This is a genomic window from Oculatella sp. LEGE 06141 (assembly GCF_015207605.1).
Classification (GTDB): Bacteria; Cyanobacteriota; Cyanobacteriia; order Elainellales; family Elainellaceae; genus Oculatella.
This window is the reverse complement of sequence record NZ_JADEWO010000018.1, coordinates 34969-60627: the sequence shown is the minus strand read 5'-3', so window position 1 is coordinate 60627 and position 25659 is coordinate 34969. Positions and strand designations below refer to the sequence as shown.

The window sequence follows — 25659 nt, the reverse complement described above, 5'->3', positions numbered from 1 at the left end:
TTGTTTTGCTGAACTTTAGCCGATCAATCTGTGTTAATTTGCATAGAAAATTAAGCCTCTTAGATGTGCTACGGAAGGCTTGGCTGTGGGCAGTAGATCGATCGCTAAGCGGTGGCCTTCGTTGCCACTCCAATAATTTGTGGACTGACGATAGCTGGAAGATCCGCCCGAAAGTGCTGGTAGTCAATTTGTGCAAACCCGGCCTGTTCGATCGCAACCCAGGTTTCGCGATCGGGGTTACAGCCATCCCCAACGGCACGCCAGAGTGGACGAATCCATTGCTGCACTCGCCGCAATCGCGTGTTGGCTGGGGCAGCCACATGTTCTAAAAAGAAAAAACGGCCGCCTGGCTTTAGCACGCGCACAATTTCATGCAACGTGCGTTCCAGATCTGGCACGGAACACAGCACCAATGTACTGACAACAGCATCCACACTGCGATCGGCAAACTCTAACCGTTCGGCAGAGGTGGTTTGAATGTCAACCGTTAAACCCAGGCGCTCGGCTTCCTGCCGCAGATAGACATGCATGAATGGGTTTGGCTCAATGCCAATCCAGCGAATATCCGCAGGATAATAGGCCAGGTTGGGACCACTTCCGGGGCCAATTTCTACAACGGTACCGTTGAGATCGGTAAACAAATCTCGTTTGCGATCGGCTACTGTTGCCTCATACTCTGCATTGGCGTGTGCCATCAACCAGGCAAACAGCCGTTTGTACCAACCGGGAGCAGGACGAGACTTGGAGGGTGCTGTGTTCATCGTTACGCTAGTGTCTCAACTGCGTGGCGTTATGGCCACAATTACCGTTAAAAGGCGGAGCGACAGAAGCAGCGATTGCGGGCGACAGCAATAAGCCCCCATTCGTGATCTATCCCAGTCGCTAAGAGGTTGCTTTACAAAGTGCGAAGCGCAGCTCGAACCGCCTCTTTTTTGGGCTTACCGCAGGCGCTATTTCCCAATTCTAGGGGATTTTGCCCCAGAACTGGTTCGGCAGTTCCTGAGGTTGTGGGCTTAAAGCCTTTTGTAAATAGCAAAAAATAGCAGAAAAGGGAGCGAATGCAACCCATTAGCTACGTTATTCAAGCGCGGGATGGGGCATGGGCACTCTGAAATGCCGTCATCAGATTGCATGGATTATCAGCCGCTAAAAAACAGTCCATTGTGATCAATGACACCAATGGGGGTGAGCTAAGCTGAAGGAATAGGATTGCAAGTTTGCAAGCCCATGAAGCTATTTATAACTCAACTGTTGAAGCGAACTGATGCACGACGCGTTTTATCGGCAAGGGGTAGAAAAAGCAGAGCAGAAAGACTACAAAGCGGCAGTCGCTGAATTTGATCAGGCGCTGTTGCTCAACCCAACCTTTGTCGAAGCCTATTACCGTCGGGGGCTGGCTCGCTTTAAGCTGGGCGAATTTCGGTGGGCGATCGCCGACTACACGGCAACCCTGCGATTAGACTCCAACCATTTCAACGCTTATTATGCTCGCAGTTTGGCGTACATCGCCTTTGGCAATTTAAACGATGCCAGCGCAGATGCCAAAAAAGCCATACTGCTTAAACCCACCCACGCCCTGACTTACAATCTGTTGGGTACTATCCGCCGCCAGCAAGGCGAAACCGCAAAAGCTATTTCCTGCTATCGCAAAGCGGCAGAACTGTATCTGGATGCTCAAGACCTGACGAATGCCCGTCATTGCCTGACTACTATTCGCCAACTGCAAGCGCCAGCTACGCCTGAACCCGATGCACAACCATCACCGCCAACGCTTCCCCCCATCAATAATGAAGAGTTCTTGCAGCAGGCGATTGAAAAGGCAAGACGGGGCTATTTCCATAGCGCGATCGAAGATTTAGATTGGGCGCTGCAAATCGATCCGCAGGATGCCAGCGCTTATGCCAGTCGCGGTAAAGTGCGAGCAGAGTTACACGACTGGCGAGGGGCGATCGACGATTATCAGCAGGCGGCCAATTTGTTTCAGAAACAGGCTGAACCATCAATGGCTCAGCAAATGCTGGATACTATCTATCAGCTCAAGGCCGCTCAAGTCAGAATTGCGACCACTGGCGATCGCACAGTGAGTGCTGTGCCCCAGTCGAGTTCACGCCGCATGGTTGCGGGTACTCCCAGCCAAAAAGTGCAGAACAAATTGCGTCGTCTGGTGGGTGACGATCGCCGCATTGTCATTGGCCTGGTGGAGCGGTTGAAGCAAAAGCATCCCAACCGACCAGAAGATTGGTACTGGGAGAAAGCTATTTATGATTTGGAGCGCGATCGCTGGTAATGGGCACGACGGTTAACCTGTCCCCCACGCAAAGACTCTCTTGAATGGCAGTTCAACGTTCTACAGACTGGCAAACTAGTCAACACATTAGCCAGCCGGGCTTCGACTGCGCTCAGCCCTCGGTTGGTTGGCTCTCGGTTGGTCGGCTCTCGGTTGGTCGGCTCTCGGTTGGTCAGGTGCAGTCGAAGTCTACAGGTATGGGAATCCGGGAGCTGGGTTTCCCCACAGGTTCTCTATGTTTTTAGCAGGTGCTCTTGCACAAATTGGATAGTGGCGTAGAACTGAAAATCGACGTTCTTTTTCTTAGAGAAGCCGTGTCCTTCATCCTTTGCCATCAGGTACCAAACCGGGATGCCGTTTTGTCGAACCGTAGACACGATCTGCTCTGCTTCGTATAACGGCACGCGCGGGTCGTTTTGCCCGTGGATAACAAACAGAGGCTTCTGGATGCGGTGCGCGTTATTAATGGGAGAAATGGTGAGCAAAAACTGTCGCATTTCGGGATCACGCTCATCGCCATATTCCACTCGGCGCAGGTCGCGGCGGTAGCCTTCTGTTTTTTCCAGAAACGTGACGAAATTGGAAATACCAACAATATCAATTGAGGCACGAATGCGATCGCCATAGTGGGTCGCAACGGCCAGAGACATATAGCCACCATAACTGCCGCCCGTGACCAGAATGCGATCGGAATCCAGATCGGGCTGGGTGGCAATCCAATCTAACAAGGCTTCGATATCTTTGACGGAATCTTCGCGCAAATAGCCGTTGTCGAGTTGCAGAAACGTCTTGCCATAACCCGATGAGCCGCGCACGTTAGGATACAGCAGAGCCACACCCAATTCATTTAGGTAATAATTGCTGCGGCCTAAAAACGTTGGTCGGAACTGGCCTTCAGGCCCTCCGTGGATGTTAATGATCACCGGACGCTTGCCGACGAAACGAGCAGGAGGCCGATACAAAAAACCGGAAATGGTGCGATCGTCAAAACTTTGCCACCTGACTAATTCCGCTTCTGGAAACGATTCGGTGTTGAGGCCACCCGTTTCGCTCTCAGTCCAGCGTTCGACTACACCCGTCGTCACGTCCAGCGAGTACACATCTGCCGTAGATCGAGCTGAGATCAGCGTGAATCCTAAGTCCTGGTTATTTCGATGCCAGTTCAACCCAAACACCTGACCCACAGGCAGCGGGGGCAGCGATCGCTCCTCGCCCGTTGCTGTATCCAGCAGATGTAAAACACTGGCTCCCGCTTCATTTGCTGTAAAGGCCAACAGTTTGCCATCGTCCGACAACTCAATATCTTCGATGTCCCAGGGGATGTGGTTGGTCAGGTAGGTGTAGTGCTGCGTTTCAAAGTCGAAATAGGCTAACCGCAGAAATTCAGAGTCGCGATCGCTGACTACATACAGCCCACGTCCGTCTTTGCTGAATACCGCCGCTTGATAGGAGACGATTTCAGAGTTCTGTTTGGGCGTGAGCAGCGTTTTGTCACCCGTTGCTACGTCATACAGCCATAAATAGGTTTCATTAATAGAAACATACTCCATAGCAATGATCTGGCGATCGTCCGGTGACCAGCCTAAGGGAAACCAACCGCCACCTTCAACTTGGGCAAAGAGGCGATCGCTCTCAGGTTGTGAGGGATCAATTAGATAAAAATCAGAATCGGCACCGCTGCGTCGGGTGGAAGTGTAAACCATCTGTGTTCCAGCATGAGACCAGATGCCCCGACTGTTTTTGGATGTCCCATCTGTTAACAGAGTGACGGTTCCAGTCGCAAAATCGTATCGATAGTTTTGGCTGAACTCGTTACCGCCGATATCTTTGCTAAAAACAAAAAAATCTGCCTGAATCGGCTGATAGGATGCTCCGGATACTCGTTCTGGGAAAAACGTGAGCTGTTTGCGGCTTGCCAGGGGAAAGGCCACCTGATGCACCTGCGCTGTATCTCCAAATCGAGTTGAGATCAGCATTTCTCGCTCAATTGGATGCCAACTTGCCAGACTGGCCGCCCGAAATTCAGTGTAGCGATCGACCGTTTCTGCCAATGACGCTGAAATGGGCGGAATGCCTTCCGCAATAAGATTGTCGTTGGGTCTAATTTCAGTTGCAGGTATAGCGGGCATTGTTAAGGCAACAATCAACAACAGGATAGCAATCAATGCAATTCAGGGATAACACGTGTTGTTTTGAGTTTAACTAACGGAGCGTTTGCGGGGCTATAGATCCCGTGCCGTTTTTGAAAGGTCAGTAGATCTGGTGTAACGGCGCGGGCGTTACCGTTAAACTACGGCTTATGGAAGGTATAGGAATGGCCGCTTGCGTTGTTGGAACACTGGAATTTGGCGTGTTGCGCGTTCCGAGTCAGTAGTTTGCTTTGACGGCGTAATTCCTGGCTCCGAATCAACTGTTCCTGGCTTTTGGCTCTCAGCCGTTGGCTCCGCAGTCGCAAGGCTAGGGATGGGTTGTTCTCTAGCCCTACTGCATCGGCTTTGGTCGTCTCAGTGCCATTCTTCGCATCGGTATGAGACGAACTGGATGGTTGATTTTGGCTGAGGGTTTCAGCTTGAGCCACAAAACGCTGGAAATCGGCTCTAGCGACCTCTTTCTGAGCCAGGGTCGCACGCTCGTACCAGAGCCAAAACAGCGTTCTAGGACTGATTTTGTGTGGGATGCGGGACATAGGAGATGCTAATTTACGTCAAGCTAGTTCTTGGAAGTATGGATATCTTAGTTTTTCTACAACTAACGCTGTTTAAATAATTTCTGCGACACACTCATCTGTTCTAGCGCGTGTCTTGGCAGATGCAACCATTAGCCACACTAACCCGAATTAGCTCAACAATCGCCACTGCCTTGGGTGAGCATTTTGGATGAGCATTTTGGATGAGCTTTTTTCAATGGCGGTCGTATCTATGAAGCGATGCTCCTGCGATCAGTATTCCCAAAGTTAGGGGGCAATGAAAAATCCCCCAGAGAATTCTAGGGGATTTTCAGAAAACTGCAGTGGCTTATTTACCTGAGATTTGCCTGAGCTGAGGAGCCTTAAACCTATTGAACTGCTGAGCGATCGCTACCCGAAACGAGTACGCTGCTAATCTCTCAATAGGTGAATGGCTGCACCCGCTGCTGCTCCATTGATAGCATTATCGATTGGAACGTCGTTATCGCGGATGATTCCAGAGGCAGCACCGCCTGCCGCGCCCACCCCGGCATCTCGGCCAAGGTTGCGGTTATCGGAGTTGCGATTGACCGTATTCACAGCGGCACCAGCGGCAGCACCGTCGATCGCATTCTCTAACAGGGAATCGTTATTGGTGATCGTTCCAGAAACAGCACCCGCCGCCGCACCAATACCAATATCGCGCAACAAATCATTTGCCTGAGCCGGTTGTGCGACCAGCATGTTGGTTCCAACCAGGCCAGTTGCCAGTAGACCTGGGAGAATTGCGCCTTTCAAAATATCTTTCATTGTTTGCTCTCCTAAAGAGTTCGTCAACGTTGAAAGCAGGAGCAGGGGCTGTAAGGATCTCCTTGATTTCTTCCTTGATTTCTAGGTAGTTTGCTAGTTCTAGGGTAACCAATTATTAAGATACCAGCCACTCATGCGCGGTTTTTTAAGGCTTTACGACAGCTAAATTAATTTTTTGTAAAAAACAGCAAAGTTTGAGTAACGAAACCCAGTATTACGACGCTTCTAATAAACTACTACTCCGTATAAATTCCGTAAGATCCGTAAATTTACTGTCCACCTAATTCACAGAGACGGGCATTGTAGGAAAGCTTTGAACGGAACTTACCGCTCATACCGTTTCTTAGCCTGTTGTGTTTTTGATTAGGACAAATCTTTAATGGTGATTACGAAAGCGCTCCGTTGCTCAAGAACTTTAACTTCAGCACTCATCAGCGGCATGCTTGGAGTTGGGTTGGCTCTATCGATGAATCCGTCGATCGCTCAGGCTGAGGTGGCTAGCAATTCGCAAGAGTATGTCACTTTGTCAGATCATTTGGTAGCGTTGCGCCGTGCCATTATTGGGCAAGAGAGCAGCAGCAATTTTCGGGCTGTTAATCCCTACTCAGGAGCGCTTGGCTATGGTCAAGTTATGCCTGCTAACGTGGCTAGTTGGACGCGAGAGGCGTTGGGGCATTCCATTTCCCAAGCTGACTTTTTGAACAGTCCAGACATTCAGCTTCAGGTGATTGACTATAAGCTGAACCAATATTGGCAAGACGCATGGGCTACTAGCGGTGGAGATGTGACGATCGCCATTCGCCAGGTTGCTTCCCGTTGGTATAGCGGCAATCCCCAAAACTACACCTCCACGGCACCAGAGTTTTATGCAGGCCGCCGTTACCCCAGTATTGCCGAATACAGCTTTTCAATTTTGCAGCGTTATGTGGCCCATGTCAGAGGCATGAGAAGCTATACCTATTGATTGGTCGATTGGCATTAATTGGCAATTGAGTGGCGATCGGCAGACAAAAATAGTCGCGATCGCCAGTCCTTTTGGCATGCCCAATCGTCAGCCGATATTCTGGAAATAGATATCGTGCCACCAGGAGGGCGACAAGTCAAATGGCGATTCGACCAGAGGTTATTCGACAAAGCGACTTGATCAATCAACTCGTGCTGGATCGCACCACCTTAGAGGAGTTGGGGCGAGTTGAGGTGCTGTGGATGTACCCACAGGCGCACCGTGTGTTGGGATTCATTTGTAAATCGGGCTTGATGGGTGCTAAAAAAACCGCGTTTAAGCTGGCGCAAATCGAGGCACTTGGAGCAAACGGTGTATTGACCCACTCTCAGCCCGAAGAAACGGATGCTGGCAAGGTGCGACAGCTCGAATCTCTGTTAAATCGCGACCTGTGGAGTGATGCGGGTAACCAGTTGGGAAAAATCACCGATTGCCTGTTTAACGTGCAAACCGGAGAAATTACTCAGTATCTTTTCCTGTCTAATGGCTGGAGCGGTATTGCGGGTGACATTTACCAACTGCCGCCAGACCAGATTAGCAGCATTGGGCGATCGCGCCTGTTGGTGGCAGAGTCATCCGTGCAAACGTTCACTGTGTTTAGTGAAGGGCTACAGCAAAAGCTCAACAAAGCCAGAGCCGCTTTGAAAGACGATTACCTGCATCTGAAACAGCAAACGTTGCAAGAGCTACAGGCGATCGCTCAGGATGCTCAAACGAGAACCGAACAAGCGAAAGGGCAGTTTCAAACGCTGGCTGAACGTGCCAGAGAGCAAGCCCAACGGCTATCGCAGCAAGCAAAAGAGCGACTGCACACCCTCAACGAACAGTTACAGGAAGACGCACAAACGCTGGCAAAACGCGCCAAAGAGAGCAGTCAGGACTTTACCGAACAGGTAAGAGAACGGACACACCTGCTCAACAGACAGGTCGAAGAAGGCATTCAAACCCTAACGGTTCACGCCGAAGAAATCTTTGAGCGAGACGTTACTCCCAGTCCAGAGCCTCCATTAGAGCCACCGTCCTCGCTCATCAGTGAGCCACCCCCACCTCAACCCGATCCCTTTGCTGCTAATCCCTTCGTTCTGGATGATGATCCCTGGATTCTGGAAGAAATCGATCGGGAGGCCGATCCCAATCCAGAACCGACCTCAGAACCACCCTTAGCGGTCACGAATCAGGCAACTGTAACCGAGGCTGAGCCATCAGCCGTAGACGACGATGATGACGATGAACCCTGGATCTAATCCAGATGACTGCGTCGCCATTCTGCTGCTATTGGAAGGTGGGTTTGTGCCGAGCATTACTGCACATTAGCCGCAGGAGCAGTGGCATCATGCGCTACGGTGGCGGTTGAGGCTGAAGGCACAATGACCACTCGCCGCTGATAATCGATCACGCCGTAGGTTGGCATGGTTTTAGAAACAGTGTTAAACCGCTTCGCACCCCACAGCTTTTGATATTCAGCCGGGGACAGGTGAAAAACGAGAAACTGGTTGAGATAATCTACCGTTCCCGCTTCGGCAGCAGCTCGTTGCGACAAGGGTAGAATCGCTGGCAGGGTAGAGCGATCGTCCTCAGAAAGCCGTTGAGGTAACTCCAGATAGTCTTGAATGCCGCGCCCTTGCAGAGTCCGAACCGCATGTGGGTTGCTTGCTGGAGCGACAGCTTCTTCAGAACCCGAGCTAGCAGGGGCGGCTTGCGGCTCCGCAGGCTGAGGGCTGGCCACGGCCACCGCCGGGTTCTGTTCGTTGGTGAACTCAAGCATGGTTGGGTTAAAGACAGATAGGTCATACCCCTCTATCGCTACGCTTGAGTCGAGTTCTAGCCGATGGGCTTGGCTTGTGTGTCCCGCTTCAGAATGGGGGGCGATCGCACTGGAAGCTGCGGCTGACTCTGATCCTGCCATAGCAGAGAGGATAGGGGTAGACGTACCCTGTTGCGGCTGAGGCGAGGTTGCACTCGCTGGAGCTGAATGGCTAGATGTGGCCGATAAGATAGCAGATGGGGCACCACCCGCCTGAGGCGCAGCCGTCGAAGCTACGGTGGCCTGACTCGCAGCATTTGCTGCCGCAAGAGCCTGTTGCTGCTGGGCTTGCGCTCGAAGCTGAAGCCTGCGGTTAAATTCCTGGTTGCGGTCGGCGATCGCCGTTCGCTGCATCTGAGCCTGTTCTTGATTCAAACGGGTTTCGTCTGCTGCTTGCAGTTTGCTCAGCCGTTCCGCCAGCACCTCTCGCATGGGTCGCCGTGCCGCTGTGGACTTGGGTACCACAATCGGCTCAGGAGAGGTGGGTACTGGCAGTAACTCAGCGGTTCGTGTGGCCGAGTTGTTGTCGGCCACCTTGATGTCGGGCTGAGGTTGAGCAACCGGATTTGCCGCTTGCGATGGCAACTGGCTGCTGGCACCATCGGTTAAAACAAACCCAACGGCCAAGGTTGCGACTAAGCTGCCCGCACCCACCAAACTGTTTCTAGCCAGCAAACTGGGTCGGTTTAGATACACTTTGGGGGATGGCACTTCCCCAGCGATCGCAGCCGTCGGACTACTATTTAAACTCGTTAGACTTGCTGGCTCGCTTCGAGAACCCAAAAACTTGGAATAGTACAAGTTAAATGAATCTGATTCAGCAGAGTAGTCCTGTTCGTCGATGGGTTTAGTCATAGCAGTTAGTCGAGGTCGGAGATCCGTAGAACAGAAAATTGAGTTAATGGTAGTGCAATTAGTCTAAAAAAGGTTAGTGCAATTGTTCAGTAATTTCCGTACTATGGGCAATTGATTTCAGGCCACCCTTTTTCAGGCCACCCTTTAGTACGCTCCTGTCTTGTTTAAAACAACGCGAACCGTTTGAATCAGGATTTTGAGGTCGAGCCAGACCGACCAGTTCTCAATGTAGGTCAGGTCGAGGTGAATCACCTGATCAAAATCTGTTACGTCTGAGCGGCCAGACACCTGCCAGAGTCCAGTAATGCCAGGTAGCACTTCATGGCGAATAAAGTGGTGTTCGGCAAACCGCTTCACATCTCGGGTTGGGAAGGGACGTGGCCCAACCAGGCTCATTTCTCCAAACAAGACATTGAAGATTTGCGGCAGTTCATCCAAGCTGTATTGTCTTAAAAACTTGCCAACACGAGTAATGCGCGGGTCGTCTTTCATCTTAAACATCACCCCGTCTTTCATCTCGTTAAAGGCTTCCAGTTCCTTTTGCAACTTGTGGGCATTAGCCACCATTGTGCGAAACTTCCATGCCTTGAACGGTTTGCCGTGTAGACCAATCCGGGTTTGTTTGTAAAAGATGGGGCCTGGTGAGTCCAGTTTAATTAGAATGGCGATCGCCAGATAGAGCGGAAAGGCCAGGATTAAGATCAGAGCAGCACAGCAGAAATCGAAGGCACGCTTCACCCCAAAATCAATGCCCGTAATCACGGGAGGGGGAAAGGTCAGCGAGGGCGAGCCGCCAATCATCCAAAACTCTGATCCTTTAAACAGCGGCTCGATGCCGATGGGCAGCACGTGGAGGGTAATGCCTGCGGTTTGAAAATGCCAGCAGAGGAACAAGCGGTTCTTGATGGCATCCCAGGAGACAAACGCTTCAACGATACCCAAGCCGCGAATCGAGGCAAAGGTGGCCTCTCGCCGATTGCGATCGAGCGCACGGGCATCAACCACACCTAAAATGTTGTATCGATTTTCTCGTTCAATTAAACTGACACAGGGTTCTACATATTGGGGATCAGAGATGAGATAAGCCGGATAGCGGATTGCGCCATTCGAGCGCAGTTGTTCTGTGGTGATATCGACAACGCAGCGGCCAACCCACGTTAGCAGAATACTGAATAGCCAAAACAGCACAAAATGCGATCGCGACACAAACTGGTCGGGGGCATAGAAATAGGCGGTGAGCAGCAAGAGGGCGTCCGCTAGCGTAATCGCCTTGAATAGCCCCAGGTAATCGCGCCGTTTTTCCCCCGGTTTATATAATCCTCTGGCGGCAATAATACCGATGGAAATGCCAACAATAGGGAACAGTGAGGTTGGCTCTTGGCGAGTACTCCAAAAGGATGTAGTTTGAGTTCCCAGGGATTCAGCCATCATCCAGGCCAAAGCTAACAGCAGGGAATCTACTACAGCGAGAACCAGGACGCGAAGCCATCCTACGGTCGTTCCCCGCCGCAGTCCCGCGAAGGAAGGTGAACGTAAATCTGGCTTAGAGCCTACTTCCGAGATATTGGGTGCCATCCTTTAGGTTCCTATCGAAAGTTGCATTCGGTCGAGGACAACGTCAACGGTAATGAACGAAGCAAGACAAAACTTGGTGATTCATCGGGTCAGGGGTAAAACGTTGACGTTGCCAGGACGACGCTTTTTACCAAACATTAAGGCATGAAAGTCGGGTGAAAGTACTGGGTTTCACCTGGCGATGGCGATAAATTGAGAAAGTCCCCTGAACCTCTTCGATTTACTGATAGGCGCATTTTGTTCCCGATGAGCGGTTTCCTCAGTAATATTTAACAATACAGTGGTTTTACTGAGAAAGAGCGGCCTGACTAACATGGCGAATTTACCTACTTTGATAGATCTCATAGGATGAAAACGTACTCTAGGCGACAGGTTGCGTTGGGTTAATCAGAGGGTTTAAGCGATCGCAATCTGCAGCAACAGAGTAAAGCCCGCTTATCGCCTTTGGGCGATCGACTGATAGGCTTCGAGCAGTTTTGGAGCCTGGTGCCGCCACTCCAGTTGGGTTTCCATCCGGTGTCGCCCTTTGGCTCCCATTTGTTGACGTAAGCCGGGATCGTCCAGCAACTCTAGAATCTTCTCAGCCAGTTCCACCTCATCATTAGGTGTGGCATAAAGCGACGCATCCTCTGCCGATCGCCGTCCCTCTCGCAGCTCAAATTGCACAATGGGTTTGCCTAACGCCATATATTCCAGGATTTTGTTCATCGTGCAGTTTTCGTTGTAGGTAGAGGTTGGCGACGGCTCGACGCACACATCACAACTCGACAGCCGCTCTAGCAGCGAGTCACCCATTTGAAACCCGGTAAATTCGACAAACTCACTCAATCCCAGAGCGATCGCCAAGGCTTTCAGCTTTTCAACCGCTGGCCCACTACCAATCAGCATGAAATGAATATCTCGACGCTGCTTTGTTTGGGTAATGTATTGGATCGCCCGCAGCAGGTAATCGACCCCTTCTGGTTCACCCATTACCCCCATGTAACCAACCAGGTGAGTGCGTCCCTGGCGATAGATTGGGTTTGGCGGCAGCAAACGGAACCGCGCCAAATCAGGAGCGCTGCGAACCACAAACACCCTTTCTGGTTTTTTGTGCCCACGGGTCAGGGCAACCTTGCGGTGGGATTCGTTCGTCGAAATCACGATATCAGCAACCGCGTAGGTTAATCGTTCGGCCCAGCGCAAGCCATGATAGAAGATGTCTCTGCGCGCATATTTCGCTTCATACATCTCCGGGCTGAGATCGTGATGGTCGAAAACTATGCGAACGCCATGGAAGAGCTTGAACCAACTGGCAACGAGAAACAGAAGGTCGGGCGGATTGCAAACATGAACAATATCGAACCCTCCTCGTTCTCGCCAAACCCGCTTGGCCAGGCGAAACTCTCCCCCTACTGCCCAAGCGTATTCCCGCAGGTACCCTGTAACAGAGCTAATCTCTGGCGGCAGCGGATGGCGGTAGATATGCACTCCCTCCAGCACTTCATACTCTTGATCAAACCCATTCCCTTGCGGCGAAATCACAGAGACTTGGTATCCCGCTTTTTGCAATGTGGTTGCTTCCATCCAAACCCGACGGTCGAACGGTACTGGAAGGTTTTCCACAATAATGAGTACTCTGCTGAAATCACCCATGAGAAACAAACTCCTAAACGAGTCAGGCCGTCGAACGAACGTCACCAAAGATTAGCCCGATCGTAAGCGATAGTGAGATTTTTGAGACAGAAACGGCTTTTCTATCAAATGCCAACAGCTATAGGACGTTACTAGCAATAAAACTGTTGCATAGCCAAATGCCAAATAGGGATTGGCCTTGAAATAGGGATACAGAAGCTGAATCAGCGGATAGTGAAAGATATAGATTCCGTAGGATAGATCTCCAAATTTGCTGATGCTGCCGCTAATGTACGGTAGTTGGAAGACTATGTAAAAAACAATGATGGCGAGACAAATGGGTTGCAGTGGTCGAATTTGAAGGAAGAAACTGACAACATACAGAGGAACTGCAACCAGTAAAAACTTGTTGGTATGCTTCCTAAAGAATTCGATGTAGTAATACAGAAATGCACCACAAATAAAATAAGACAACTGCCCTGGAAACTGAATGGCTAGTTTATAGAACAGGAGATCGCCAGTGAGATGAGAAACGAGGCGTAATCCCTCTGTGTAGACAACAGAAAATAAGTACACTCCAGAAAAGACGAGCAGCTTGTTTGTTCTGCGATAGAGATAAACAAACACTGGAGTCAACGCGTAATAAACGACCTCACTACGAATCGTCCATAGAGAGCCGTTGACGATTGGCTTAAGGTTTTCGGTGAAGACACCGGGTAAAGTCAACTGCCCAAAATTGAGAAACGATAAGTTAAAGCCCAAGTAGCGAAAAAGAGCCGGATCGGTGAAGTATTGAGACCAGGCTAAAGTCGAAATGAAAACACCACCGATCGCGGCCAAAAGAATGATGAGGCAATAGGCAGGATAGATCCGGCGAACCCGTTTGATGGTGTATTCCTTGAGTGATTTCGATCGCTCAAAGCTCATAAAGATCAGAAATCCACTCATGATAAAGAAGATGTGGACAGCCGATCCAGAGAGTAAAACGATCGCCCGGTTGATGCTTTCAAACTCGCCTGTTAGAGTGTTGATGTGAAACACAAACACAGCAAAGGCACAAATGAGTCTGAGCAAGTCAAAGTTATTTAATTTTGATATCTGCGGTTGTGCAGATAGCGGAGTCTCGGGTTGGGGGAAGGTTTGCATTACAACTCAAAGTTTCAATCAATAAAAACCAGCTAAGATATTGCTTCAATAAGTAAGCAGCTTTTAAATCTGTCACTCTGGCTCAATTGCTAATAGCGAAATCTGAAACCTTGATACGTTTTATTTTTCATAAAAGAACTGTAGAATCCGGATAGTTAGAGAACGAATTTCAAGTAGGGACGGTGTTAAGGTATTAGATAACTAACACATCAGGTAACTAAAGAGATTCAAGCGGTCTGCTCGTCGATTAATGTATGCTTAAATACTCAAACTTTTGGTTTGATGGAAGCGATCGCTTTCTGATAAATACCGATAGTAGCACAATAATTTTTATCGATAGAATATTCTTCTTCGTATTGTTTACGTGCTAAAAATCCGCGCTGTTGTAAGTCGGTCGGGTTAGACCAGGCACGCTGCACTACACGGCTTAAATCATTGGCATCACCTGGCTGAAACAGCCAGCCTGACTGGTTTTCTCTAACAATTTCGGCTGTACTGCCCAATCGGCTGGCAACCACTGGTAAGCCTGTGGCAAAGGCTTCAACAATGGTCATTGGAAAGCCCTCGTACCACTCAGACGGAAAGATCAACAGCTTGGCCTTCTGCATCAGGCTGAGCACCTCCTGGCGCGGTACAGCACCCAGATATTCCACTCCTTTGGGCACATCGGTGGTCAACATTGATTCAAGCATTCCTCGCCCCACGACCTTTAGTGGAATAGTGCCATCCAGCGATCGCCACGCTTGTAACAGCGTTTTGATTCCCTTTTGCGGAATGAGTCGTCCGGCAAACAGCGCGTAGTCTTCCTGGTGCGATCCCACTTGGATATCGGCGTTAACAAAGTTAGGCTTCACTGCAACTTTGTCAGGCGGCAGGCCACCCTCAATCATTTTTTGTCGGGCAAATTCGGTCAAGGCGATGTAAACGTCAATGTCGTTGCGATAGGTGCCTCGAAGGCGATTGACGCTCAACCCGGTGACGGCAAAGATGGTGCTGAGGCGATCGCGACGATAGCAGCCATGCAGGAGCGCAGGATAGGTAAACGCTTTACCCACACAATCTTCGCAGAGGCGTTCGTTGCGATATAAATTAGATCCCGGACAAATCAATTTGTAGTTGTGCAAGGTCTGCACCACCGCGACCCCCGAATCGTGGCAAGCGGCATAAATCGAGGGCGTGAGCAGCGGTATTGTGTTATGAACATGAACCACATCGGCGCGAAAGTGGTTTAACTGTTGCCGCATCTGCCGATAGGCATCAATAGACCAGATCGACTTCAGCGATAGCCCAACCTTGGCTAACACATTGGCATTCTTCAAGGCAGAACTGCTTACCACCCATTGCCGCACCTCATGCCCATAGTGCTTAAGCATGGTGTGTTCTGCATCCAGTACCGCTTCTTCCCCACCTGAAAATTGGTATTCGTTGTGAACTTGAAGAACTTTCATCAGACTCTCAATAACAATTTGCTAGTTTAAGCATGAAGCCACAGGGTCGTGGAAATGGCTTTCAGTTAGCCACTGCATCATTTGATCAGGGACAGCTAGCTATCAAGAGACGCAGCGTGTAGGTCATTACACTAGCCCCTCCAGATATTCCCTCACGGTTTTTCCTGCCACCTGCCAGTTGAGCCGACTTTCATATTCAATGAAGGCACTGTCGGCCAGTTCTTCATAGTGGGTGAAGTGGTTCATCGCCTCCAGGATGAAGCGGCAGGCTTCCGCTACAAATGTATCGAGCGGCACAGCAATGCCGTTTTTTCCAGTTTGTACTGCCGTTGGAATGCCGCCAACGTTGCTGGCTACAACGGGTACGCCGAACGAGTTGGCCTCGGCAACCACCACGCCATAACATTCGGCTCTGGATGGAAACAAGAGAAAGTGAGATTCTGCTAACAGTTGATCGATCGCGTCTCGTCCGTCTTGGGTTGCTTTCGAGATAAACCCTTTGACCGTGACGAAATCAGGCACATCCGCCGGAGGGGTGCAGCCCACGATGGTGAGTTCAGTAGGTAGCCCCTGGTCGTTCAACGCTTGAGCCACCTGCACCGCCAGATCGCCCCCTTTGCGATACCAGTCTACCCCCAGGAAAAGCAGCTTACAGGTTTGTTTAGACCGCCGCTGCACCAGCCCTCTAACGTCCTCCAGGGTGCGATCGCACTCAATGTTGGCACCAAAAGGAACCACTTTAATGTTGGAATCGGCAATGGCGTAATGATCTTTGGCCGTTTGAGCCGCCCACTGTGAGGTAAACAGGGCTAGCTGGCAGTTGGACAGTGCCCGTTGCTCCATCTGGTTGCCGTTGATTAAGCTTTCCCGGCACAGGTTAGACCAGCGTGGGTAAAAGTCAACCATCCCGGCATAGGTGCAATCGGTCCAGACGACAACGGGGCGATCGCACTCTAGATAGCAGATGGGCACCGTTCCAGTACTAAACACCACATCAACATTCAGGCTGTTTAATTGGTGGGCAACCTGCTTGGCGTAGTGTTTGAGGATGCTCGGTTCGCGATCGCGGTGGTAATTCTTGCCCAGCACCCGCTGATAAAAAAGCTGTTTGGCTTTAAAGAAATACGCCTGGTATTCTCGCAATGAACCGACATACACGACTTCGATGGCCTGTTGTTCCAATGCCTTAGTAATGTAGTGGGCTGAACCCGACCATTTGCGAATATCAGATGCGTCGTATACCGTTACATATGCCAGTTTCATAGTTCTATCTAGCGTTGTCCTTACCAATAGCAACCGGCTGCCAGTTTCCAGGAGAGCCGTACTCCTTTTGCAACCACCTTTTTAGTGGCGATCGACCATGTCGGTTCGTTGCCAAAATAGCGCTGGCGCAGCAGTTGTTTTTCGACATTTTTGCGAACAAGTAACCGCTGCGTCTTTTGGGCTGGATAAATTCGCATTTTTGACCAGGATTTGCGAATGTGGTGAATCTGAGCATATTCGCTAAACCGCAGCCACAGATCCGCATCCATCGCGACATCAAACTCATCGTTGAGTCCACCCACTTTCTCATACAGGCTGCGCCGCCAGAAGGTAGACGGTTGCGGAATGAAATTATGCTCGTACAGAAAGATGAAGCGGTTAAAGGGGAGTTCCTTTCTGGGTTTAATCGTTTGCCCGTCTGTATCAATCCAGGTGGTATCGCCATACACCACTTGCATGGACGGTTGATTGCTGAACAGGTCGGCAATGTCCTTTAATGTCCACGGTTCAAGCAAATCGTCGGAACAAAGCCAGCCAAGAATATCACCCGTGGCTTTTTGAAAGCCTTTTTCTAACGCTTCGGTTTGACCGCGATCGGGTTCACTCACCCAATAGTGCAGCCGATCGGCATAGCGCTGGATGATATCGACACTGCCATCTGTTGACCCACCGTCAATCACAATGTATTCCAGATTGGGATAATTCTGGTCTAAAACGCTTTGTAAGGTAGCTTCCAGAAACTGCGCTTGGTTGTAGGAAGGAGTAATGATGCTGATCTTGGGATAGTGCATTGCTTCAGTCGGTGGTTCCGCCAATTTGATTGGAATTGATAGAGGAATGAGTACTGTAAAGGGTTAACGCAGCTTGGCGTAGCAGATCCAGTTGTAGGACGTTGCTTCTGCCTGGTACACCGCCTGGTACTCTTTTTCTACAGTTTGTAGCAAGGGTTCTGGAGTGGGGTAACGTTCGTCATTCCAGGCATCGCCCCACCGCGTTAGAGCGGTTTTGTAAATTGGCGGAAATTCATAATAAATTTCCAGGTTTTGTTTCAAATATGCAGCATCAACCTCATTGGGTCGAATCTCTGTAAGGGTATGCTCTTTAATACCAACCACTTCTTTTACTTTCTGTTTGACGATAGATTTAATTGGATTGTGAGTACCAGCCGATCCGTGCCCCATTTGCATCAACACCTTTTTGAGGCTGTAGCAATCGCCCTGAAAGGCCGGATAGTTGTCTTCAAACATCAGATGCTTAAAGCCAAACCATTTGGCTGTTTTAACTCGCTCGTAGGCATTTTGATGATCGTCAAAAAAGATGACCGTGTCTTCCTTGGGTAAGTGATTCCAATCGATGGTGGCAAAGTCTTGATTGAAATACGTTGCCTGTTTAGGCTTGTATTGAATTTGATCCAGGTTTAGGTCGATACAGTAAATTTGAGCGTTAGGACAGGCGGATTCAATGAGCCAGGTGCCTTGCCCCAGCCAAACTCCGCTCTCGATTACGGCCTGTGGCTGAAGCTCCTGAAGCGCGAACCAGGTGAGAAACATGTGCTGCGATCGCATTCCACCCTCATTATCTGGAATAGGTCGGCGGCGATACAGCTCAGAGAAAGCCTCAAGCTTTGCAATCATGTCTGCTCTCGACCACGACACCGTTCCAATAGCCGTTTCTGCTTTCATAGCTTGATCGTTTCAGTTGCTAAATTTTGATAGGTTCAATAACGCACAGGAGCATTAACCGAAGCAGCCGCGATCGCGATCGTTCTCCTTCAATAAGATCTGCCAATGAGATCTGCCAGTGAAATTTGTCTGAATGGTCTGTCTAAATGGTCTGACTGACTAATGCCGATGGCTCAGACGCAGACGGTTGCGGTGGCGATCGGCGTATTCGCTCTAGTTGTAAAGCACTTGAAAAGGAAATAGCAATGTATGCCAACCAGAGTTGATGCCCCTGGGACAGAATTAAAACCACCTCCGTTGTGTTGTAGAGCAACATCAGAGCAATGATTTGCAGCATCCAAAAATATTCAACCCCTTTCGTGATTCTGAATAAGCGGATGACTCTAATCAACACCGTGATGTAATGAACAACGAACAAAACTAACCCCACCCCACCTAGCCACAGGAACAGATCGAGGAAGCCATTATGGGCATGGAATCCACCCGTTTCGTTTTTACGGGCAAGGGCTTCTGCCGCCCAGGTATGTCTCATCACAAAATCGCCCTCTGGCGATCCCCAAAAGCCAGCATAACCATATCCCAGCCAGGGACGCTGTAGGCTTTGATCAAACGCCAGTTCCCACACCTCTTCCCGTCCGGTGAAGTTGGGACTCTTGCCCAAAACATCCACCACAATCATTTCCCAATTACCCGCGACAAATACCGCGATTGCTCCGCCCACTAACAAAAACAACAGGTATAGAACAACCTGAGTTTTGTAGTAGTAGCGAATCATTTGATAAAGGGGCAGGGCAGAAATCGAGAAGACATACAGCACCAGAGCCGTTTTACTCTGAGACAGCAGAATGAGTGCCAGCGCTAGCACCAGAATCATCAGGTTCAGCCAGCGGTATTTGCGACAGCTAATGAAGGTGAGGATCTGCGTGGCGGCACCAACAACCATCATGCGTCCCAAATACTGTTTGTGGGCATAAATGCCCCTCCACAAACCACCCGCCTGCCCGTAGGAAGGGATCGCCGCACCAATGGCCGCACTGAGGATAGCCCCTAACCCTGTCATCCAGGCAAATAAATGCATTTGTTCCATTGGGGTGTAGCGGGTCGCAAGATATACCCCAAACACCATCGAGCGAACCAGTGCCTTGGCAGAAGCCGTCGTTGCCCCTGGGTCGGCAGACCAAAAGTAGGAAAAAAGAGCAACACCCAGCAACGACCAAAGCAAAAGGTCGCGGCTCGCAACGTACAGCAATCGTCGCCAATGGGGAAGAATGAGAAGGGCAACAATACCGTAGCTGCCGACGCTAACCAGTTTAGAAAATGGCCCTGGCAGCGGAACATCAGAGATGACCAGCAGAAACAAAACGGTGATGGCTGGTTCCCCTTTTTTCCATAGGTACGGAATCAATTTTGCAATCAACACACACCTGCCAGTTTTTCAAAACGGCTGAGATTTACTTAACTTCAGTTTATTCACCGAGGTGCAAACGGGTTTCTCTGGTTTGTAGCAACATCAAAACTTCATATTTTGCTGGGGGGCGATCGCTGTTCCTCGATTAGCTCGGCAAACAGCGACTGATAGCGTTGTGCTTGAATATCCAGGGTAAATTCCTGTTCGGTCTTCTCACGGGCGCGATAGCGCAAGGTTTGATGTCGGGTTTCGTCCTCTAGCACCCAGGCAATACCGCGAGCCAGATCCTCAACTTGATAGGGCTGCGCCAGATAGCCATTTTGCTGATGCTCAATCATGTCGGGCATTCCGCCGATGTTGAAGGTGACGCAGGGCACCCCACAGGCGATCGCTTCCATCACGGTGTTCGCCAGGTTTTCCTGAGTCGAGGGCAGCACAAATACATCTGCCGCAGAGTAAACCAGCGCGAGGAGCAGATCGTCGCTTAATGTCCCCAGATAATGAGACTTAAACCCCAGGTCGGGCGGTTGCTGTGGTCGAGAAGCCCCCATAATCACCAGTTCTAGCTGGTCGTGCCACCCTGATTGGCTTAGCTCCTGTAAGGCAGGTTGCAGAAACTGAAAGCCCTTGCGCTGGTCGCTGGTGGCAAACATAGAGGCAAACAGCACCAGCCGTTTATCCTGGGGCAACTTGAGGACGCTGCGGGCAAATTGGCGATCGAGCGGCTGATAGACATCGGTATCAATGCCGTTTGGGATCACCTCAATGCGCTGATCGTGAAACAGAGGGCTAGAGTGGGCGCATTTTGCCAACCAGTGACTCAAGCCTACAATCGTCAGGTTGGTGTTTCTCCAGGCGTTGGCTTTGCGTTGCCACGTCCAGCGAGATAGATCCCAGTTCGTTTGGCTGTTGAGCTGGGGGCACGATCCGCACGACTGGCGGTAGCGATCGCAGCCATCATCATAGTGGCATCCCCCTGTAAATGCCCACATGTCGTGCAGCGACCAGACCACTGGCTGTTTGAATTTGGCGATCGTTTCGATGCGGGTAAACCCAGCCGCAATCCAGTGCAAGTTAACAACATCGGGCTGTAAGCGTTTAACGGCGGGCAACACCGTATCGGGTAGCCACTGGGTTGAAAACAGCGTTTCGGGCTGACGTGAATACAGCTTGGGCGGCAGGGCGTTAACGGCAACTCGCAGCTTGGCGATCGCATCCGATAGGCTCGATCGTGGGGCAATTACCGTGGCATCGTCACTGGATTTGAACTGCACCAGCATTTTAGAATCTACCGAGGCGCGCTGAAGCCCCTGATGCAAGCGGTAGGCCGCCCGTGCTGCCCCACCGCTGATATCAGACGTACTCATCAGCAAAGCCTTCATTAACCCATCCTCAGCAGTGACTTTCGTAGCTTGGCTCTAGCCCGCTGGAGCAAACTTTGAGAGTAGAGCGTGTTTTGCGTCAGCGTATCGGCCTCACGATCGACCATGACAAACGGTGGATGCTGAAGCGGATGTTCGATCGCTTCCCTGGGCATGTTGGCAAATCGGCTGACCCGGTTGCCTGTATTCGTTGATTCTGTCCCAAAGCCAATGTTAGAGACTAAGTTGCGATTCGCCAGAATGTTAATGCCGTTTTGCGTCCAGCAGGCAAACATCCAGCGGTTTGCCCAACTGTCTATCCGTCTGTCGTAGGTGGCTTGAAAGGTGTTCGTCCAGGTTTTGACCGCACGCGGATCGACTAACAGATCGCGCAAAAAGTCGCGGGTTTTTACCTCTTCCCACAGCGTCATGTCAAAGTCGAAATAGCGCCAGGCGCGTTTCCAGGTTGCCCAGCCCCAGCAGTGGCAAAACCGCGAGAAGTAGTAGCTATACTCGGTTCGGCGGCGGCCAAACTGCACGTTTTGTCCAGAAATTGAAAAAATGCGCTGATCGGTGCGGTGGCGATCGAGCAGATCTTCACAAAACGGAAAAAAACTGGGGTGCGGCACGCAGTCATCTTCTAGAATGATCGCTTCTTCCACCTGGTCGAACACCCAATTTAAGCCGCTCGATACCCGTTTAGCGCAGCCCAAATTCTGATCGGCGTAGTTTTTAAACACCTGACAATCCCAATCAACGCGATCGATGATGGCGCGGGTTTCGGCACACTTTTCTGCTTCACCCGGACGATCGGCGCGAGGGCCGTCTGCTATGACAAATAGCTGAGACGGCTTCGCCTGCCGGATCGCTTCAAATACGGTTTCAGTCGCATCTGCTCTTTTGAAGATCAGGAAAACGACGGGAGTTTGCATAACGATGGGGTCATTGATACAGAATTGATTACAGAGCCGTAGGCGCAGCGGTTCAGGTTGGGGTTATACCGGTTGCAGGTCTTTAGATTGAGATCGTTTTGCCAGAATCGTCTCATAGTATTGGACAATTTGGTTAGCTCGCTTATCCCAGGTTTGCTCTCGGGTAAAGTCGTAGCCAGCGCGACCCATTTTGAGGCGTTCGTCTGGATGGTGATACAGGTATTCGATCGCTTTGGCTAAGCCCTCCACCGTTTCTGCTGGAGTGGTTACAGGCACCTTAATTCCCGCTGCTTCAGGCACAAATGCGCCTGCCCCCTGGTGGTTTAAGGAAATTAGCGGCAATCCCTGGGACATGGCCTCAAACAACTGCACGCCAAAGGTATCTCGTAAGCTGGGAAAGATCAGAGCATCACTGGTCTGGTAGGCATTGAATACGTCTGTCCAGGCGACATAGCCCCGGTAGTCAACCTTGCCCTCCAGGTTGTACTGCTGAATTAAACCCGGTAACGAGCTGCCTTGAGGGCCACTACCCAGAATCGTGAGTTTAAATGGCACCGCCGGGTCTACCTTTGACAGCGCCTCTAACGCTAGCACTAACCCTTTTCGGGGTTCCAACACCGCGACCCACAGCAACCGTAGCTCTGGGGAGGGTGGCCGTACTGGAATCTCATCCAGCAAAAAGCCTTTGGGAATGCCGCCATTCTCTAAAAACAGTTCGGTTTGCTTTGCGCCCAACTGTTTGGCTAAGTCAGCCGTATCGCTATTGATCGCCAGGATCAAATCCGTATGGCGAATCGCTTTACGCAAAGACAGGTGCAACGGGATCAGCTTTTGAATGATGAACGATCGCCGCGCTTCCTCCGGCCACCAGTGCTGGAAGTAGCCTTTGAACGCGGGTGGGGCAATTTGCCCGCCACCTACCGGCCCCATCATAAACGGCTTGTTCAACTTCCACAGCAACGACCCGCCTGTAATCACAGACATGGTTAAGTGATGCACAATCTCAAAATCGTGGTCGCGATCGAGCTGTTTTGCCACCGCATAGGCTTGCCAGTGCCACAACAGATACCCCAACCGAACAATGTAGGGGTTGAGCCGCTTAACCAGGTCAGACTTTATAGCCGTGAGCCACGCAATGAACGGATGATCGTCTATATAAACAAAATGCAGGTTGGGCATAGGCTGAGCCGCCATCGTTCGTTCAATTGACGCTTGCCCCTCTCGTTTAGTGAGCGCCCAAACCTCATGACCCAATTGGGCGAGGTGCCATGCACTATTCCAACCGCTTCCCTGTTCTCTACCCCGGTTCGGATCGCAAGAATAAACGCAAAGCAGTACTCGCATTTTTGATGCCTCTCTCGTCAGTGTTTTAACGCTCAATGATGCACTATCCGTCAGAAATGAAATTAATTAAGAGTGTTTAATGATCAAGGCATTTACGGTAAACGTTGACTGTTTCTTTCGCTACGAAGTTCCAATTCCATTGTTTTGCTAAAGCCAGATTATGGTCTCCCATTGCTGCAATTTGGTTTCGTTGTTCGATCGCTACCTTCATCGCATGGCGGATGCCATCGCTGTGGTCGGCATCGTATAAGAAGGAACCTGATTCATCTAACATATCGCTAAAAAAGCCAACATTTGGCGCAATGCAAGCCCGACCAAATGACATTGCTAAAATGGCAATTCCCGATGTTGTAAACACTTTGTAGGGCACAATTACACAGTCTGCCGCATTCATATAAAGCTGAATTTCGTCATCAGGAATTCGCTTTAAAATGAGTTGGATAGCGTCATTTTCCTGCGCTCTGGCAAGGAGTTTTTCGTGCAATCCGGCCTCTTGAGGATTGCCCGCTACAATTAAGCGCACTCTATCTGGATGGATCTGCTGAAAGGCATCGATCGCCTCTAAATATCCTTTGTAATAATAGATGCTGCCAAACAGGAGAAAGGTCAGGTCTGCCGCAGGGATGCCTAGCTCGGCTCGCGCCTGTGCAGGCGATATCGTATTCTCGTAGGTGCCAATGTAGTTACCATGAGGAATGGTACAAACCCGGTCGGGAACTGCAAAGCTGGCCGCGATTTCGGCCTGGGTTGAAGGACAATGAGTGATAAATCCGTTAATAAAGCGGCTCAGAACTTTAATGGTTTTAGGCGAGAGATCGTGGCGGTTGCTGCCCAATTTGTTCGACCACTCATGCACGGTCCACACGGTTGAAATGCCGCTTAGCTTTAATATAAATAGCTGACTGATAAACAGCAGAATTTTTAGGAGTTGAAACAGCGGATTTCGCCCTAACAGAAATGGATGTAGGGTGTGAAGATGCAGAATTCCAGGGTTTCCCACCCCGATAAACTGAAACACCTCTGGCAGGAAAAAATTACGGCGGAAGTACTCCTTGACTTCGATTCCTTCCTGGTTGAGATGGTCAGCCAACAGCCGTTTGTAAGGATTTCCTAGCCAGTCGGATAGAAAGACAACCCTAAGTGTCACAGTGCCAACTCCTGAAACTTAAGTGACCGATTTGAGCATGGTTTGCGATCGCCCTTGATCCGTTGACCCAAGCCGACGGTAATGAGCCAGATGTTGATTGAAAATCACAGCCATTGACAATTTCTGCCGCAGACGGCTCACAGCAGGGCTGCCTTCCGGTGTACACTGCGGCAACACACGCTCAATCGCCGCTGCCAATGCGCTAGAGGTGCATGGCGTAAACAAATGAATGGCGTTGGGTTCCAACTGGTTGTACTCTGCAATCTGGGGCAGGTCGGATGCCAAAATGGGACGTTCAACCGAAATCCAAGTGGATAATGACCCTGATGCCGAAAACCGCGTGAACGGACACACCGCCAGGTCGGTTGCCCTTAAATACAGCTCCAGGTCGGCCTCTGATAAGTAGCCCGTGATCCGCAGACGGTGAGCCACTCCGTTTGCAGTAGCCGTGGCAATTAAGCTCTCAACATAGGCATCATAATAACTGGAACTAGAACCGCCTGCCAAAACCACTGTCACATCCTCTGGCAGAGCAGGAATGGCTTCAACCAGAAGGTGATGTCCTTTGGGCTGATAAATGAAGCCCAGCAGGGTGACAATTCGGGTGTTCTCTAACCCTAAGGTTTGGCGGGCGGCGGTTGGGCTAACCTGAATCGAGCGTTCTTCGACAAAATGAGGAATGACCTGCAAGGTTTGCCGAGCGACCCGATCGGTCAACCGAGTGGCCTCTTCGCGGGTACAAACCAATATCAACGCCGCTCGTCGCACAATGGCCTGTAGAGCGATCGCTTCTGCACCAAACCAGCCATTGAAAATGCTCTGCAAAAAGCCAACCCCTTTTCGCCAACGAGGACGATGGGACGGATGGACTGCTGGCGCAGATAGCGCTTGTGCCACAGACGGCTTCGGTGCTGCTCCTCCCGTTTGCCATTTCGCTTGAGCCTGCCGCAACACGGTAGCCAGACGGTAAGGCGGATAAAACACGTCGTGGAGCGTCACGACCAGCGGTGCTGAGCAGTGATCCATAAACAGGCGAAGGTGATGAATTTGTGCCCAGCCTTCGCCCCAGAGCGTCCGACCAAACTTATTGAACTGAAAATGAATGACATCCGCTTCTGATAGGGTTTGAGCCGCTTGTATCAGCAGGGTGCGGTTGTGGTTACGATTGTTGCCAAGCATAACGCTGGCTTCAATCACAGCTACATCGTTGTGCTGTCGCGCTGCTGTTGCCAGAAGGCGGCCATAACGACAGACACCGTGTTCAGGAGGCCCAACATGTAAATAACCGATCTTCATGCCCTTAACCGTCATCAGG

23 protein-coding genes are annotated in these 25659 nt (G+C 50.6%); 5 read left to right on the top strand and 18 right to left on the bottom strand.

The genetic code is table 11. The annotated features are described in order from the left end of the window. Nucleotides 1-104 precede the first annotated feature (104 nt). Nucleotides 105-761 (bottom strand): class I SAM-dependent methyltransferase, encoded by a 657-nt coding sequence (locus IQ268_RS14310; protein ID WP_193879976.1) that lies wholly within the window; start codon nt 759-761, stop codon nt 105-107. 503 nt (nt 762-1264) lie between these two features. On the opposite strand from IQ268_RS14310, the gene IQ268_RS14305 reads away from it, so the two are divergent. Both IQ268_RS14305 and IQ268_RS14300 read left to right on the top strand, forming a co-directional pair. Further along, on the top strand, nt 1265-2287 hold the full coding sequence (locus IQ268_RS14305) for a tetratricopeptide repeat protein (RefSeq protein ID WP_193879973.1): 1023 nt from the start codon (nt 1265-1267) through the stop codon (nt 2285-2287). A 44-nt stretch (nt 2288-2331) separates the two neighbouring features. Further along, nucleotides 2332-2532, top strand: a complete 201-nt coding sequence (locus IQ268_RS14300) for a hypothetical protein (RefSeq protein WP_193879971.1) — start codon at nt 2332-2334, stop codon at nt 2530-2532. Here the strand turns inward: IQ268_RS14300 and IQ268_RS14295 are convergent. The 3 genes from IQ268_RS14295 to IQ268_RS14285 all read right to left on the bottom strand — a co-directional run bounded on the left by IQ268_RS14295 (nt 2521) and on the right by IQ268_RS14285 (nt 5762). Beyond that, a complete protein-coding gene (locus IQ268_RS14295; RefSeq protein ID WP_193879969.1) occupies nt 2521-4416 on the bottom strand; it encodes a S9 family peptidase in 1896 nt (631 codons plus the stop codon). The genes IQ268_RS14300 and IQ268_RS14295 overlap by 12 nt on opposite strands. A gap of 161 nt (nt 4417-4577) precedes the next feature. Further along, entirely contained in the window at nt 4578-4973 is a 396-nt protein-coding gene (locus tag IQ268_RS14290) for a hypothetical protein (protein ID WP_193879966.1), read from the bottom strand. 411 nt (nt 4974-5384) lie between these two features. Next, on the bottom strand, nt 5385-5762 hold the full coding sequence (locus tag IQ268_RS14285; RefSeq protein ID WP_193879964.1) for a hypothetical protein: 378 nt from the start codon (nt 5760-5762) through the stop codon (nt 5385-5387). A 439-nt stretch (nt 5763-6201) separates the two neighbouring features. Between IQ268_RS14285 and IQ268_RS14280 the strand changes: the two genes are divergently transcribed. Genes IQ268_RS14280 through IQ268_RS14270 form a run of 3 tightly spaced genes read left to right on the top strand, consistent with a single transcriptional unit; the run spans nt 6202 to nt 8009 of the window. After that, nucleotides 6202-6726: a lytic transglycosylase domain-containing protein gene (locus IQ268_RS14280; protein ID WP_193879961.1), complete on the top strand. Its 525-nt coding sequence runs from the start codon at nt 6202-6204 to the stop codon at nt 6724-6726. A gap of 18 nt (nt 6727-6744) precedes the next feature. Beyond that, entirely contained in the window at nt 6745-6906 is a 162-nt protein-coding gene (locus tag IQ268_RS14275) for a hypothetical protein (RefSeq protein ID WP_193879958.1), read from the top strand. Then, nucleotides 6867-8009, top strand: a complete 1143-nt coding sequence (locus tag IQ268_RS14270; RefSeq protein WP_193879957.1) for a PRC-barrel domain-containing protein — start codon at nt 6867-6869, stop codon at nt 8007-8009. The genes IQ268_RS14275 and IQ268_RS14270 overlap by 40 nt, the downstream gene beginning before the upstream one ends. Before the next feature lie 56 nt (nt 8010-8065). Here IQ268_RS14270 and IQ268_RS14265 read toward each other — a convergent pair whose 3' ends face one another. From IQ268_RS14265 to IQ268_RS14200, 14 genes are all read right to left on the bottom strand, one after another. Then, nucleotides 8066-9424 (bottom strand): hypothetical protein, encoded by a 1359-nt coding sequence (locus IQ268_RS14265; protein ID WP_193879955.1) that lies wholly within the window; start codon nt 9422-9424, stop codon nt 8066-8068. A gap of 144 nt (nt 9425-9568) precedes the next feature. After that, nucleotides 9569-10999, bottom strand: a complete 1431-nt coding sequence (locus IQ268_RS14260; protein ID WP_193879954.1) for a sugar transferase — start codon at nt 10997-10999, stop codon at nt 9569-9571. A gap of 435 nt (nt 11000-11434) precedes the next feature. Further along, nucleotides 11435-12634 (bottom strand): glycosyltransferase family 4 protein, encoded by a 1200-nt coding sequence (locus IQ268_RS14255; RefSeq protein ID WP_193879952.1) that lies wholly within the window; start codon nt 12632-12634, stop codon nt 11435-11437. Nucleotides 12635-12685: 51 nt separating this feature from the next. Beyond that, a complete protein-coding gene (locus tag IQ268_RS14250; RefSeq protein ID WP_193879950.1) occupies nt 12686-13759 on the bottom strand; it encodes an acyltransferase in 1074 nt (357 codons plus the stop codon). A gap of 266 nt (nt 13760-14025) precedes the next feature. Further along, nucleotides 14026-15207, bottom strand: coding sequence for a glycosyltransferase (locus tag IQ268_RS14245; RefSeq protein WP_193879948.1), 1182 nt, complete (start codon nt 15205-15207; stop codon nt 14026-14028). A 126-nt stretch (nt 15208-15333) separates the two neighbouring features. Further along, nucleotides 15334-16470 carry a glycosyltransferase family 4 protein gene (locus IQ268_RS14240; protein ID WP_193879946.1) on the bottom strand — a complete coding sequence of 379 codons (1137 nt, stop codon included), beginning with the start codon at nt 16468-16470 and terminating at the stop codon, nt 15334-15336. Between the two features lie 20 nt (nt 16471-16490). Further along, nucleotides 16491-17261, bottom strand: coding sequence for a glycosyltransferase family 2 protein (locus IQ268_RS14235; protein ID WP_193879943.1), 771 nt, complete (start codon nt 17259-17261; stop codon nt 16491-16493). A 63-nt stretch (nt 17262-17324) separates the two neighbouring features. Further along, nucleotides 17325-18152, bottom strand: a complete 828-nt coding sequence (locus tag IQ268_RS14230) for a hypothetical protein (protein ID WP_193879941.1) — start codon at nt 18150-18152, stop codon at nt 17325-17327. A 142-nt stretch (nt 18153-18294) separates the two neighbouring features. Beyond that, complete coding sequence (locus IQ268_RS14225) at nt 18295-19572, bottom strand: O-antigen ligase family protein (protein ID WP_193879938.1); 1278 nt, start codon at nt 19570-19572, stop codon at nt 18295-18297. A gap of 98 nt (nt 19573-19670) precedes the next feature. Then, complete coding sequence (locus tag IQ268_RS14220; protein ID WP_193879935.1) at nt 19671-20942, bottom strand: glycosyltransferase family 4 protein; 1272 nt, start codon at nt 20940-20942, stop codon at nt 19671-19673. After that, on the bottom strand, nt 20942-21853 hold the full coding sequence (locus IQ268_RS14215) for a glycosyltransferase family 2 protein (protein WP_193879932.1): 912 nt from the start codon (nt 21851-21853) through the stop codon (nt 20942-20944). The genes IQ268_RS14220 and IQ268_RS14215 overlap by 1 nt, the downstream gene beginning before the upstream one ends. 63 nt (nt 21854-21916) lie before the next feature. Then, on the bottom strand, nt 21917-23197 hold the full coding sequence (locus IQ268_RS14210) for a glycosyltransferase family 4 protein (RefSeq protein ID WP_193879929.1): 1281 nt from the start codon (nt 23195-23197) through the stop codon (nt 21917-21919). 76 nt (nt 23198-23273) lie between these two features. Next, nucleotides 23274-24344: a glycosyltransferase family 4 protein gene (locus tag IQ268_RS14205; protein ID WP_193879926.1), complete on the bottom strand. Its 1071-nt coding sequence runs from the start codon at nt 24342-24344 to the stop codon at nt 23274-23276. Between the two features lie 18 nt (nt 24345-24362). Beyond that, the gene (locus tag IQ268_RS14200) at nt 24363-25655 is read right to left on the bottom strand and encodes a glycosyltransferase (RefSeq protein ID WP_193879924.1); all 1293 of its coding nucleotides are present in this window, start codon (nt 25653-25655) and stop codon (nt 24363-24365) included. Nucleotides 25656-25659 lie beyond the last annotated feature (4 nt).

Bases quoted from the DNA above. Each gene is read 5' to 3' on its own strand.
- IQ268_RS14245 (WP_193879948.1), bottom strand. From the start codon at position 15,207: ATGAAAGTTCTTCAAGTTCACAACGAATACCAATTTTCAGGTGGGGAA.
- IQ268_RS14210 (WP_193879929.1), bottom strand. From the start codon at position 23,197: ATGCGAGTACTGCTTTGCGTTTATTCTTGCGATCCGAACCGGGGTAGA.
- IQ268_RS14235 (WP_193879943.1), bottom strand. From the start codon at position 17,261: ATGCACTATCCCAAGATCAGCATCATTACTCCTTCCTACAACCAAGCG.
- IQ268_RS14215 (WP_193879932.1), bottom strand. From the start codon at position 21,853: ATGCAAACTCCCGTCGTTTTCCTGATCTTCAAAAGAGCAGATGCGACT.
- IQ268_RS14305 (WP_193879973.1), top strand. From the start codon at position 1,265: ATGCACGACGCGTTTTATCGGCAAGGGGTAGAAAAAGCAGAGCAGAAA.
- IQ268_RS14285 (WP_193879964.1), bottom strand. From the start codon at position 5,762: ATGAAAGATATTTTGAAAGGCGCAATTCTCCCAGGTCTACTGGCAACT.
- IQ268_RS14230 (WP_193879941.1), bottom strand. From the start codon at position 18,152: ATGAAAGCAGAAACGGCTATTGGAACGGTGTCGTGGTCGAGAGCAGAC.
- IQ268_RS14265 (WP_193879955.1), bottom strand. From the start codon at position 9,424: ATGACTAAACCCATCGACGAACAGGACTACTCTGCTGAATCAGATTCA.
- IQ268_RS14290 (WP_193879966.1), bottom strand. From the start codon at position 4,973: ATGTCCCGCATCCCACACAAAATCAGTCCTAGAACGCTGTTTTGGCTC.
- IQ268_RS14200 (WP_193879924.1), bottom strand. From the start codon at position 25,655: ATGACGGTTAAGGGCATGAAGATCGGTTATTTACATGTTGGGCCTCCT.
- IQ268_RS14250 (WP_193879950.1), bottom strand. From the start codon at position 13,759: ATGCAAACCTTCCCCCAACCCGAGACTCCGCTATCTGCACAACCGCAG.
- IQ268_RS14280 (WP_193879961.1), top strand. From the start codon at position 6,202: ATGCTTGGAGTTGGGTTGGCTCTATCGATGAATCCGTCGATCGCTCAG.
- IQ268_RS14255 (WP_193879952.1), bottom strand. From the start codon at position 12,634: ATGGGTGATTTCAGCAGAGTACTCATTATTGTGGAAAACCTTCCAGTA.
- IQ268_RS14260 (WP_193879954.1), bottom strand. From the start codon at position 10,999: ATGGCACCCAATATCTCGGAAGTAGGCTCTAAGCCAGATTTACGTTCA.
- IQ268_RS14240 (WP_193879946.1), bottom strand. From the start codon at position 16,470: ATGAAACTGGCATATGTAACGGTATACGACGCATCTGATATTCGCAAA.
- IQ268_RS14295 (WP_193879969.1), bottom strand. From the start codon at position 4,416: ATGCCCGCTATACCTGCAACTGAAATTAGACCCAACGACAATCTTATT.
- IQ268_RS14300 (WP_193879971.1), top strand. From the start codon at position 2,332: ATGGCAGTTCAACGTTCTACAGACTGGCAAACTAGTCAACACATTAGC.
- IQ268_RS14270 (WP_193879957.1), top strand. From the start codon at position 6,867: ATGGCGATTCGACCAGAGGTTATTCGACAAAGCGACTTGATCAATCAA.
- IQ268_RS14310 (WP_193879976.1), bottom strand. From the start codon at position 761: ATGAACACAGCACCCTCCAAGTCTCGTCCTGCTCCCGGTTGGTACAAA.
- IQ268_RS14220 (WP_193879935.1), bottom strand. From the start codon at position 20,942: ATGAAGGCTTTGCTGATGAGTACGTCTGATATCAGCGGTGGGGCAGCA.